This is a genomic window from Endobacterium panacihumi (genome assembly GCF_050847465.1).
GTDB lineage: Bacteria > Pseudomonadota > Alphaproteobacteria > Rhizobiales > Rhizobiaceae > Neorhizobium > Neorhizobium panacihumi.
On record NZ_JBOZRA010000008.1, the window covers coordinates 98,527 to 110,566 of the forward strand.

At 61.3% G+C, this 12,040-nt stretch carries 12 protein-coding genes; 9 read left to right on the plus strand and 3 right to left on the minus strand.

The window, feature by feature from the left end; all coding sequences use genetic code 11:
• Window positions 1-47: 47 nt before the first annotated feature.
• The 9 genes from ACRQ1B_RS25365 (at window position 48) to ACRQ1B_RS25405 (ending at window position 9,169) form a co-directional block, all read left to right on the plus strand.
• Window positions 48-1,337, plus strand: coding sequence for an Nramp family divalent metal transporter (locus tag ACRQ1B_RS25365; protein WP_432296905.1), 1,290 nt, complete (start codon window positions 48-50; stop codon window positions 1,335-1,337).
• Window positions 1,338-1,443: 106 nt separating this feature from the next.
• A complete protein-coding gene (fabD, locus tag ACRQ1B_RS25370) occupies window positions 1,444-2,400 on the plus strand; it encodes an ACP S-malonyltransferase (RefSeq protein ID WP_432296906.1) in 957 nt (318 codons plus the stop codon).
• Between the two features lie 114 nt (window positions 2,401-2,514).
• Window positions 2,515-3,252 (plus strand): 3-oxoacyl-[acyl-carrier-protein] reductase, encoded by a 738-nt coding sequence (gene fabG, locus ACRQ1B_RS25375; RefSeq protein ID WP_432296907.1) that lies wholly within the window; start codon window positions 2,515-2,517, stop codon window positions 3,250-3,252.
• Window positions 3,253-3,542: 290 nt separating this feature from the next.
• Window positions 3,543-3,779, plus strand: a complete 237-nt coding sequence (locus ACRQ1B_RS25380; protein WP_003502080.1) for an acyl carrier protein — start codon at window positions 3,543-3,545, stop codon at window positions 3,777-3,779.
• 123 nt (window positions 3,780-3,902) lie between these two features.
• Window positions 3,903-5,165 (plus strand): beta-ketoacyl-ACP synthase II, encoded by a 1,263-nt coding sequence (gene fabF, locus ACRQ1B_RS25385; RefSeq protein WP_432297050.1) that lies wholly within the window; start codon window positions 3,903-3,905, stop codon window positions 5,163-5,165.
• 114 nt (window positions 5,166-5,279) lie between these two features.
• Window positions 5,280-6,497, plus strand: coding sequence for an endolytic transglycosylase MltG (mltG, locus tag ACRQ1B_RS25390; protein WP_432296908.1), 1,218 nt, complete (start codon window positions 5,280-5,282; stop codon window positions 6,495-6,497).
• Between the two features lie 39 nt (window positions 6,498-6,536).
• Window positions 6,537-7,424 (plus strand): YicC/YloC family endoribonuclease, encoded by an 888-nt coding sequence (locus tag ACRQ1B_RS25395; protein WP_432296909.1) that lies wholly within the window; start codon window positions 6,537-6,539, stop codon window positions 7,422-7,424.
• Between the two features lie 3 nt (window positions 7,425-7,427).
• Entirely contained in the window at window positions 7,428-8,096 is a 669-nt protein-coding gene (gene gmk / locus ACRQ1B_RS25400; RefSeq protein ID WP_432296910.1) for a guanylate kinase, read from the plus strand.
• 125 nt (window positions 8,097-8,221) lie between these two features.
• Window positions 8,222-9,169, plus strand: a complete 948-nt coding sequence (locus ACRQ1B_RS25405; protein WP_432296911.1) for a hypothetical protein — start codon at window positions 8,222-8,224, stop codon at window positions 9,167-9,169.
• 11 nt (window positions 9,170-9,180) lie between these two features.
• Here the strand turns inward: ACRQ1B_RS25405 and rsmA are convergent, their stop codons facing one another.
• Genes rsmA through ACRQ1B_RS25420 form a run of 3 tightly spaced genes read right to left on the minus strand, consistent with a single transcriptional unit; the run spans window position 9,181 to window position 12,010 of the window.
• The gene (gene rsmA / locus ACRQ1B_RS25410; RefSeq protein ID WP_432296912.1) at window positions 9,181-10,020 is read right to left on the minus strand and encodes a 16S rRNA (adenine(1518)-N(6)/adenine(1519)-N(6))-dimethyltransferase RsmA; all 840 of its coding nucleotides are present in this window, start codon (window positions 10,018-10,020) and stop codon (window positions 9,181-9,183) included.
• Window positions 10,020-11,042, minus strand: a complete 1,023-nt coding sequence (gene pdxA / locus ACRQ1B_RS25415) for a 4-hydroxythreonine-4-phosphate dehydrogenase PdxA (protein WP_432296913.1) — start codon at window positions 11,040-11,042, stop codon at window positions 10,020-10,022. The genes rsmA and pdxA overlap by 1 nt, the downstream gene beginning before the upstream one ends.
• A 17-nt stretch (window positions 11,043-11,059) precedes the next feature.
• Entirely contained in the window at window positions 11,060-12,010 is a 951-nt protein-coding gene (locus ACRQ1B_RS25420) for a SurA N-terminal domain-containing protein (RefSeq protein ID WP_432296914.1), read from the minus strand.
• Between the last annotated feature and the right edge of the window lie 30 nt (window positions 12,011-12,040).

Below are 12,040 nucleotides of genomic sequence, written 5' to 3' on the forward strand. Positions count from 1 at the left end.
CAGCTTTAAAAACTGAGCGTGTGTAGAAATAATTTGCGGAGGACTGAATGGCCGATAACGGTGCGCAATTTGACGAACGCGGTTTCCCCGATGCCGGCGATCCGCCGAAGACGGGACGGTGGAAACTTATCGGTCCCGGCATCGTGGTCGCCGTCACCGGAGTCGGGGCAGGCGATCTGGTCGCCACGCTGATTGCCGGTTCGCGTTTCGGTTACGCGCTCCTCTGGGCCGCTGTTATCGGCTGCATCGTCAAGATCGCGCTTGCAGAAGGCTCGGCGCGTTATCACCTCGCCACCGGCTCCACCATGCTGGACGGCTGGAAGTCGCTCGGCAAATGGACGAGCTGGTATTTTGGCATCTACATCATGATCTGGGGTTTCGTGTATGGCGCGACCGCCATGAGCGCGACGGCCTTGCCGCTTGCGGCACTCTTCCCCTTCCTACCGCTCTGGGCATGGGCGATGATGTCCGGCCTCGTCTGCGCGGCCTTCGTGGCGTTCAACCGCTATGAAGTCTTCGAGAATGTGATGAAGCTCTTCATCGCCATCATGTTCATCGTCGTCGTCGGTATTGCCATTCTGGTCGTTCCGGATGTCGGTGCGGCGCTTACAGGACTTGTGCCCAGCATCCCGGAAGGCTCCGCCATCTATACGCTCGGCCTGATCGGCGGCGTTGGCGGCACCATCACCATGGCTTCCTATGGGTATTGGGTAAATGCCAAGGGCTGGCGCACGCCGGCATGGATGGGCGTCATGCGCCTCGACAACCGCGTCGCCTATATCATGACCGGCATTTTCGTCGTCGCCATGCTGATCGTCGGTGCCGAACTGCTGTATACCGCCCAGATCGCCCTTTCGACCGGTGATCGCGGCCTGCTCGATCTCGACAAGGTTCTGCAGGATCGTTTTGGTCCGTTCGTCGCCAAGGCATTCCTGTTCGGCTTCTTCGCCACCACCATCTCTTCCATTCTCGGTGTCTGGCATGGCGTATCACTGCTGTTCGCGGATTTCGTCCGCACCGTGCGTGGTGGCGAGAGCGGTTCGCGCGAAGGTCTCGAAAAAACGCCGGCCTTCAAGTTCTACCTGTTCTGGCTCACCATTCCGCCGATGGCGCTTCTGTGGTTCGGCCGTCCGTTCACGCTCGTCATCATCTATGGCGCACTCGGGGCCTTCTTCATGCCCTTCCTGGCCATTACCCTCATCTGGCTCTTGAATTCCTCCCGCGTGCCAAAAGAGTGGCGCAATGGCTGGCTGTCCAATGGTCTGCTTGGTGCATCCGCTCTGCTGTTCGTGGTGCTGTGCGTCAATGAGGTCATGGGCCTCGTTTCGGGCGGCTGATTGGGCGGTTAACAGGGGGTAACGGGGCGTGAAAACCCCGAAACCCTTGACTTACAAGGCCGGAATGTGAATGGAGAGGCAAATTCAGGGAAAGGAAACGACCCCAATGAGCACTTCTGCGACCATCGCATTCACATTTCCCGGTCAGGGCAGCCAGACCGTCGGCATGGGCAAAGACCTTGCCGACGCCTTTCCGGAAGCCCGCGCGGTTTTCGATGAAGTTGATGATGCACTCGGCCAGAAACTGTCCGAGATCATGTGGAACGGCCCGGAAGACACGCTGACGCTGACCGCCAATGCGCAGCCGGCACTGATGGCCGTTTCGATCGCCGCTCTGCGCGTGCTTGAAGCGCGTGGCCTCGATCTGAAAACCCATGTCGGTTTTGTCGCCGGCCATTCGCTCGGCGAATATTCGGCGCTCTGTGCCGCCGGCACCTTCTCGCTGGCCGATACCGCGCGACTTCTGCGCATTCGTGGCGATGCCATGCAGTCGGCCGTACCCGTGGGCGAGGGCGCCATGGCGGCGATCATCGGCCTCGAGCATGGTGATGTCGAAGCCATCTGCGTGGCCGCACGCGATAGCGGCATCTGCCAGATCGCCAACGACAATGGCGGCGGCCAGCTGGTGATTTCCGGTTCCAAGGCGGCGGTCGAGAAGGCAGCGGCGCTGGCGACCGAGAAGGGCGCCAAGCGCGCCATCATGCTGCCGGTCTCCGCACCTTTCCACAGCGACCTGATGGCGCCGGCGGCAATCGCCATGCGCCATGCGCTCGACAAGGTCGAAAAGCACAATCCGGTCGTGCCGGTCGTCGCCAATGTGCGCGCGGCCCCGGTCACCGATGCCGAAGAGATCGCCAACCTTCTCGTCACCCAGGTCACCGGTCAGGTGCGTTGGCGTGAAACCGTCGAGTGGTTCGGCGCCAATGGCGTCACCACGCTTTACGAAGTCGGTTCGGGAAAAGTGCTGACGGGTCTTGCCCGCCGCATCGACAAGAATATTTCCGGCGTTGCCGTGAATGCTCCGGCCGATATCGACGCGGCGATCGCCGCCATTCTCGGGTGATGTGGTGAGTGAGTAGAGAGTAGGGAATAGTGAATAGACTTTTCAGTCGCCTCGCTGCCGCCTCTTTCTACTCGCTATTCGCTACTCCCTATTCGCTCAATAAAGGAACGAACAATGTTTGATCTGACCGGCCGCAAGGCCCTCGTGACCGGCGCGACCGGTGGCCTCGGCGAGGAAATCGCCCGCATGCTGCATGCACAGGGCGCCATTGTCGGCCTGCACGGCACCCGCGTCGAAAAGCTGGAAGCACTGGCCGCCGAGCTCGGCGACCGCGTCCACATTTTTCCGGCCAACCTTTCCGACCGCGCTGAAGTGAAGGCGCTGGGTGAAAAGGCAGAGGAAGTGCTGGGCGGCGTCGATATTCTGGTCAACAATGCCGGCATCACCAAGGACGGCTTGTTCGTGCGAATGTCCGACGAGGACTGGGATGCGGTTCTGGAAGTCAACCTGACCTCCGTCTTCCGCCTGACGCGCGAACTGACGCATCCGATGATGCGCCGCCGCCATGGCCGCATCATCAACATCACCTCGATCGTCGGTGTCACCGGCAATCCGGGCCAGACCAATTACTGCGCCTCAAAGGCCGGCATGATCGGCTTTTCCAAGTCGCTGGCGCAGGAAATCGCCACGCGCAACGTCACGGTCAACTGCGTTGCTCCGGGCTTCATCGAAAGCGCCATGACCGGCAAGCTGAACGACAAGCAGAAGGACGCTATCATGGGCGCCATCCCGATGAAGCGCATGGGCGCTGGCTCGGACATCGCCGCTGCCGTTCTTTACCTCGCTTCCAACGAAGCGGGTTACGTCACCGGCCAGACGCTGCATGTCAACGGCGGCATGGCAATGATCTAAACGGTTCGCACAGGCGACCGTCCAATGCCGAAATAGCCTGTATACGGGTAACATCCCGGTAAGATTCTGGCTTTGCGGCGGGCGGAAACCGTGTTAAGCGGGCCATTGACTGTGATCAGTCGTCCCGTATTGAAGGCGGCCACGCGGAACTTTGAACGCGTCCGGTGAAGCCTCAAGCGGGAAAGCGGGTTTGCCCTCGGCGCTGTCCTATCCGGCGGCGGCCTCGGGTTTCAACAGGGTGCGGATGCCTTGATGGCCATCCGATTAAGATAAAGGTCGAGGAAACCGACATGAGCGATATCGCAGAACGCGTAAAGAAAATTGTTATTGATCATCTCGGCGTCGACGCCGACAAGGTTGTCGAAGGCGCAAGCTTCATCGACGATCTGGGCGCGGACTCGCTCGACACCGTCGAACTGGTCATGGCTTTCGAAGAAGAGTTCGGCGTTGAAATCCCGGACGACGCTGCTGACTCGATCCTCACCGTCGGCGACGCCGTGAAGTTCATCGAGAAGGCCCAGGCCTAATTCGATAACGCGATTTTCGGGAAAGGCCGGTGACGGCTGTTTCCCATGGCGGCCCGGCATGTTCGGGCCGTTTCATTATTGGCTATCAGAACAAAATTTAGACAAGGGTGGAGCGCTGGTATGATGAGGCGTGTCGTTATCACCGGTACCGGCATGGTATCTCCTCTTGGTTGCGGAACGGAGGCCAGCTGGTCTGCCATTCTCGCCGGTCAGAACGGGGCTCGCCTCGTCACCGAATTCGAAGTCGAAGACCTGCCGGCAAAGATTGCCTGCCGCATTCCTGTCGGCGACGGTTCCAACGGCACCTATAATGCCGACGACTGGATGGAGCCGAAGGACCAGCGCAAGGTCGATCCGTTTATTGTTTATGGTGTTGCCGCCGCCGACATGGCGCTCGCAGACGCCGGCTGGCATCCGCAGACCGACGAAGACCAGATCGCCACCGGCGTGCTGATCGGCTCGGGCATCGGCGGTCTCGAAGGCATTGTCGAAGCCGGCTACACGCTGCGCGACAAGGGCCCGCGCCGTATTTCGCCGTTTTTCATTCCCGGCCGCCTGATCAACCTCGTTTCCGGACAGGTTTCGATCAAGCACAAGCTGCGCGGCCCCAATCACGCGGTGGTCACGGCCTGCTCGACCGGCGCGCATGCGATCGGTGATGCCGCCCGCCTGATCGCACTCGGCGATGCCGATGTGATGGTCGCCGGTGGCGCCGAATCCCCGATCTGCCGCATTTCGCTGGCCGGCTTTGCCGCCTGCAAGGCGCTGTCCACCCAGTATAACGATGATCCACAAAAGGCCTCGCGCCCCTATGATCGCGACCGTGACGGTTTCGTCATGGGCGAAGGTGCCGGCATCGTCGTTCTGGAAGAGCTGGAACACGCCAAGGCGCGCGGCGCCAAAATTTATGCCGAAGTGGTCGGTTACGGCCTGTCGGGCGATGCTTTCCACATCACCGCGCCGTCGGAAGACGGTGATGGCGCCTACCGCTGCATGACCATGGCGTTGAAGCGCGCCGGTCTTGGTGCCTCGGATATCGATTACATCAACGCCCACGGCACCTCCACCATGGCCGACACGATCGAGCTTGGCGCTGTCGAGCGTCTGGTCGGCGACTCGGCCTCGAAGATTTCCATGTCGTCCACCAAGTCGGCGACCGGCCATCTTCTCGGTGCCGCCGGTGCGATCGAAGCGATCTTTTCGGCGCTGGCGATCCGCGACAACATCGCGCCGCCGACGCTCAATCTCGACAATCCCGATGTCGAGACGAAAATCGACCTCGTGCCGCACACGGCGCGCAAGCGCGACATCAATGTGGCGCTGTCCAACTCCTTTGGTTTCGGCGGCACCAATGCGTCGCTCGTGCTGAAGCGTTACGAAGCCTGATAACAAGGCTGTTAACGAGACGGGTCCGCTGCTCAGGGCTTGTCTTCTGAACCTGTTTTTGCCGCATTGCCGGGCCACACCCGGCAATGTTTAGAGTCTCAGAAGGAAGTGCCGGTGAGCGACACCAACCATAACAGTGAAATGCCCTCCGACCGCGGAGCGTACGGCACTGGAAAAGGCCCGATCATCCCGAAGTCGCCCAATGAGGCGCTGAAGCCTGAGCGCGTGCCCGATCCGCCGAAGCGGTCGAAGAAGGCACGTAGCCAGTTGGTGATTTTTCTCAATTTCGTCATGACCATGGCGGTCGCGGCCTGCCTCGTCGGCGCTGGCGGCTTCTATTATGTCATGACCAGCTATTCCGATCCGGGCCCGCTGGAAACCAACACGCATTTCATCGTGCGTGATGGGGCCGGCGTTTCGGCAATTGCCGACAGCCTTGAGCGCAACGGCATCATTTCGGATGCCCGCATCTTCCGTTATGTCACGCCCACCTATCTCGAAGGCGGCAAGACGCTGAAGGCAGGTGAATACGAGGTCAAGGCCGGCGCTTCGATGAAGGAAGTCATGGAACTGCTGGAATCCGGCAAGTCCATTCTTTATTCCGTCTCGATGCCGGAAGGCCTGACTGTCCAGCAGATGATGAAGCGCCTGATGGAGGATCAGATCCTCGAAGGTGAACTGCCGCAGGAACAGCCGCCGGAAGGCTCGCTGCGCCCGGATACCTACAAGTTCTCGCGCGGCACCAAGCGTACCGAAATCATGGCGCAGATGCGTGCCTCGCAGGAACGCCTGATCGACCAGATCTGGGAAAAGCGCGATACCGACCTGCCGGTCAAGACCAAACAGGAATTCGTCACGCTCGCCTCGATCGTGGAAAAGGAAACCGGCAAGGACGACGAGCGCGCCCATGTCGCTTCGGTGTTCATCAACCGCCTGAACCGCGGCATGCGGCTGCAGTCCGATCCGACAATCCTGTATGGCCTGTTCGGTGGCGCCGGTCGTCCGGCCGATCGTCCGATCTATCGTTCGGATATCGACAAGGAAACGCCTTACAACACCTACCACATCAAGGGCCTGCCGCCGACGCCGATCGCCAATCCGGGCCGCGCAGCACTTGAAGCCGTCGCCAATCCGTGGCGCACCCGCGACCTCTATTTCGTCGCCGATGGCACGGGTGGCCACGTGTTTGCCCAGACGCTGGAAGACCATAACGCCAATGTACGTCGCTGGCGCCAGATCCGTGCGGAGCGTGCCAACAGCTCGCCTGCCGACGAACTGGTCGATGGTCAGCCGGATGGTGCCGACGCCGAAAGGGCGCCGAGGAACAACTAACGTCGGTTCGCCGGCGGTTCAGGAAAGGTCAGGCGTAGCATGAGCCTGCAGTCTATGACGGGTTTCGCACGCAGCGAAGGTACCAGCGGTCGTACCCGCTGGGCTTGGGAGCTGCGCTCGGTCAACGGCAAGGGGCTGGATCTGCGCCTGCGCCTGCCGACCGGTTTCGAGCGTCTGGAAGCGCCGGTGCGCGCAGCCGTACCGGTCCGTTTCAGCCGCGGTAACATTCAGGCTAACCTTTCCATCACCGTCGCCGAGGCGAAAGTGGAAGCGGTTCTGAACCGCGATGCCCTCAACGCCATTCTGGGACTGCGTGACGCACTTGGCGATCTCGTCGACCCGTCGCCGCTGCGCCTCGACACGCTGATGTCGATCCGCGGCCTTGTCGATATCCGTGAAGCGGAAGAAGGGGCTGATGCCTCGGACGCGCTCGACCGCGAGATCATGGCCGGTCTCGATATTGCCCTCAATGCATTGACCGCCATGCGCGTCAGCGAAGGTGTCTCTATCGGCGCCGTGCTGCAGGATCACGTCAACACCATTTCGACGCTGACGAAGACGGTGGAAGCCGATCCGTCGCGCAGCCCGGACGAGATTGCCCGCAAGCTTGCCCTGCAGGTGGCGGCGCTGATGGAAGGCGCGTCCTCGCTCGATCGTGACCGGCTGTATGCCGAGGCCGCGATCCTCGCCACCAAGGCGGATCTGCGGGAAGAAATCGACCGGCTACATGCACATGTGGTCGCCGCGACCGAGCTGTTGAATAAGGGCGGTCCTGTCGGCCGCCGCCTGGATTTCCTTGCACAGGAATTTAACCGGGAATCGAATACCATCTGTTCGAAATCGAATTCGGCAGCCGTGACGGCCGCCGGCATCGAGCTGAAGGTCGTGATCGACCAGTTCCGCGAACAGGTTCAGAATCTGGAGTGATAGATGAGCCCGGCCCCTAAAGCGAACAACCCCGCAAAAATCGCCCGACGTGGCCTGATGCTTGTCCTGTCCTCGCCGTCGGGTGCGGGCAAGTCGACCATTGCCCGCAACCTGCTCGAATCCGATCCGAGCCTGGAAATCTCCGTCAGCGTGACGACGCGCCAGCGCCGCCCGAGCGAGATCGCCGGCAAGCACTACCATTTCATCAGCGTTCGCGAATTCGAACGCCTGCGCGATAGCGACAGCCTGCTGGAATGGGCAGAGGTTCACGGCAATTTCTACGGCACGCCGCGCGAGCCGGTGGAAACCGCCATGTCCGAAGGCCGCGACATGCTGTTCGATATCGACTGGCAGGGCGCCCGCCAGCTGCAGGAAAAGATGTCGGCCGATGTCGTGTCGATCTTCGTCCTGCCGCCGACCATGACCGAATTGCAGTCGCGTCTGCATCGCCGCGCCGAGGACAGTGAAGATGTCATCCGCACGCGGTTGCTGAATTCGCGCTCGGAAATCGAGCACTGGCGCGAATATGATTACGTCATCGTCAACGATGACCTCGACGAAGCGTTTCGCAACGTCAACTGCATCGTCAATGCCGAACGTGTCCGCCGCGACCGCAGGCACGGCCTGTTCGATTTCGTCGGTGATCTGCTGACGGAAGAGCCGGTTCTTTAACCGGCCTCGACCCACAAACCTAGCAGCCGGTTAATTCCCGTGTCGGCAATTGAGCGCCGTCATCCGCACATTCGCAATCGGGTGCTGTTACACCACCGTGAATGGCAACATCACGGGGGCGGGACATGCGTGAGGTTTTGGGGCTTCTTTTTGCCGCGGCGGCTCTGTCCGTTTCAGCGGGTATCGCGCATTCGGCCGATTGGCCAAAGGCGGATGTGGACAATGCCATTGCCGACGTGGTTGTCGACATGGAAGCTTCCATTGGCGAATGTCTGTCGCAGGCCGGTACTTCGCTCGACTATAGCAGCAAGCAGATCGACTTGAATGGCGACGGTGTGAACGAGATCGAGGTGACGATCTTCCCGCATCAGCTCGGCACCGGCGCTTCCGTCTGCTTCAACAGGTCCGGGACAAGCGTCTACCTGCTGATCTCCGATGGCAAGGGTGGTTGGAGCCATCATTTCGGATACGGCGGGCTGGAATATCACCAGCGCCCGAACGGCCAGTTCGCGGATGTCGAGATCACCGGTCCGGGTTTCTGTTTTCCGATATGGCGGTATCATGACGGCGACTATCGCGCGTGGAAGGTCTGCAACGAGCAGGCGGAGATTTTTGCCGACGTCGCGTCATGGATTGAGGGAACAGCGGCGCCTCGCGATTCCGGCGAGGATTTCGGCCCGGTCGAGCAGCCCGATCTCGGCACCATTCCCTACGGCGCGCCGGACTTCTTCCACAACGACTCTCTCATGGCGATGGATCACCGCCGTGGCGTGATCGTCTATCAGCGGCCGAAAAAGTCGATTGCCGGGACGGTGAAGCCGGGCATGGTGGTGTTCAAGGGAGAACCCTGGGACCAGTATGACGTCAAGCGCGGCATCCGCGGCACCGCTTATGCCTTCAAGAAGGGATGTGCGCCGGCCCCTTACCCGGTCAGCGGCGGCCTGTTCATGTCATGGCACACTGTCGTGCTGAAGGGGGCCGCGCCGGTCTGGGCAAAGAAAGGCTGTGCGATCGAGGGCTATTCGTGGAAAAGCCCGAATGCAGCCCTGAAGTTCGAAAGCATGATCGACTGAGGCGAACGATCTTAGAGACTGTTCGCCAGCGTCACGAATTCTTCCACCGACAGGGTTTCTGCCCGCCGCTGCGGGTCGATGCCCGCACGTTCCAGAAGCGCTTCACCGCCCAGCGATTTGACGCTTTGGCGCAGCATCTTGCGGCGCTGTCCGAAGGCAGCCATCGTCACGCGCTCCAGCTTGGCGAGGTCGCAAGGGAGCGGTTCGGCCTTCGGGGTCAGGTGGACCACGGTGGATGTCACCTTCGGTGGCGGCGAGAAGGCGGAGGCCGGTACGTCGAACACCATGTGCGAATCCGCACGCCAGCCGGACAGTACGCCGAGACGGCCGTAATGGTTGTCGTTTTCACGGGCCACGATCCGCTGGCCGACTTCCTTCTGGAACATCAGCGTCAGTGATTGCCAGAAGGGTGGCCAGTCCTTCGGCACCAGCCAGTTCACCAGCAATTGCGTGCCGACATTGTAAGGAAGGTTGGCGATGATTTTGACGGGGCCGCCTTCGGCCTTTTCGGCGGCGAGTGCGGCAAAATCGGTCTGCAGCGCATCACCCTCGATCACCTCGAGACGGCCGGGATAATAGCTTTCAACCTCGGCCAGCGCCGGCAGGCAGCGGCTGTCGCGCTCGATGGCGACGACCTTCTTCGCACCGAGCGCCAGTATGGAGCGCGTCAGGCCACCGGGACCGGGGCCGACCTCGAAGACGGTGACACCTTCCAGCGAACCGGCCGAACGGGCGATCTTCTGGGTGAGGTTCAGATCGAACAGAAAATTCTGCCCAAGTGATTTCTTGGCGGCGAGATCAAACCGCTCGATGACATCGCGAAGGGGCGGCAGGCCGTCGAGTGTGGCCATCAGGAGATGCTTCCGGAATGCTGGGCCAGCTCGCTGGCAAGTTTCAGGGCGGCGACCAGGCTGGTCTCGCGGGCGATGCCCTGACCGGCAAGGCCGAAAGCGGTGCCGTGGTCGGGCGAGGTGCGGATGAAGGGCAGGCCGAGCGTGACATTGACACTGTCATCGAAGCCGAGCGCCTTGGCAGGGATCAGCGCCTGATCGTGATACATGCAGATCGCCACGTCATAACGACCGCGCGCTTCGTCATGGAACATCGTATCGGCGGGCAGGGGGCCAAAGGCGTTGATGCCGTCTTTGCGCAGGGCGGCAATCGCCGGCGCGATGATGTCGCGGTCCTCGATGCCCATCGTGCCGTCCTCGCCCGCATGCGGGTTGAGGCCGGCAACGGCAAGGCGTGGGCTGGCGATACCGAAGCGATGTTTCAGATCGGCATGGGTGACGCGGCAGGTTTCTATAATCAGGTCGTGCGTGAGTGCGGCCGGAATGTCCTTGACCGGAATATGGATGGTGACCGGAATGGCGCGTAATTTCGGCCCTGCCAGCATCATCACCGGCAGGACCGCACGTCCCGTGGCGCGATGCGCCAGCTCGGCCAGAAATTCGGTATGGCCGGGAAACTTGAAACCGGATTCGTAAAGCACCGACTTGGCAATCGGGTTCGTGACCACGGCAGCTGTTTCGCCCGAAACGCTCAGGCGCACGGCGGTTTCGATCGCGGAAATCGTCGAGGCAGCACTCGCCACATGCGGCTGGCCGGCCGCGACGTCGAAACCGACAGGGATCGGCAGAACCGGAAGAGAATCTTGGAATATGCCGGTCGCCGATGCGGCGTCCGTTTCGCGCAGCGGCACATCGACGTCAAGAAGGCGGGCGCGTGCTGCGAGCACTGCGGGATCGCCGATATAGAGAAAGGGATGCAAGCCATGCTGATTGCGCAGCGACCACGCCGCAAGCGCGATATCCGGCCCGATACCGGCGGGATCGCCCTGTGTGAGTGCGAGAGGGCGATCGATCTTTATCATTCTGCCTTGGCCTGTCTTCAGGGATAGGAGATCTGGGCCTTGGCGCGCAGTTCCTCGACATATTTCTTGTCGTTCGGGTCTTCACCGGTCTTCTCAGCCTTGCCGAGATCCTCGGCGCGGAAGACGACTTCAGCAGCCACGTCGTCGGAGACCTGGCGCTGGTTGCAGATCGCAAGGAACTCGACACCCTTTTCGGTGATGCGCGGCTCGGTCGTGCCACCGGATGCCTTCTCGACGAAAGGCTTCCAGTCGGCCGGCAGTTCCGGCAGCATGATACGGCCGAGCGGCTTGACCGAAACGTCGAGCATGGTCGCGGCAAAGGTCTTGGCCTGGTCGCAGCCCGGGAATTTCGAGCGCGATGCCTTGGCTTCCGCCATGCGCTTGTTGAGGATCGACTTGCGCTTGGCTTCCGGCACGACAAAAATGATCTGCTGCAGGAAATACTCGGTCGTGACCGGCTTCTGGCCGCCTTCGGCCATGCGCTTGACCAGTTCCTCATTCGACATGCGACCGCTGCGTCCGCCGGCAAAACGGGCGTTGACGACACGCGGCCAGCTCATCTGCACGGCAATGAAAGCCTTGAAGTGCTCGACGCCGACACCGGCCTGATTGAGAACCTGTCCCATCTGCTGCGGCGACATCTTGTTGCTGGCGGCAAAACGCGCGAACGACCGGTCGACGTCATCGGTGCTGACCGACATCTTGACGCGGGCGACTTCTTCACGCTTCAGAACTTCATCGATAAGCTGCTCGCGAGCGAGCTTTTTCGTGTCGCCCTTGGCGCGCTGCAGGCGCAGGAAGGCGGCACGGCGTGCCACGTCGTTGGAGGTGATCGGCACCTTGTTGACCACGGCGGCGATTTCGCTTGCCGCCTGCGCGGTGGTCAATGCCGGTTCGATGACGACGGACGCCGCCAGTACCGCAAATGCCGTCATCGTTGTCCGCAAGGCTCGACCAGCGATCATCATGCCATCCTTTTCACGCTTACGCGGGCATCA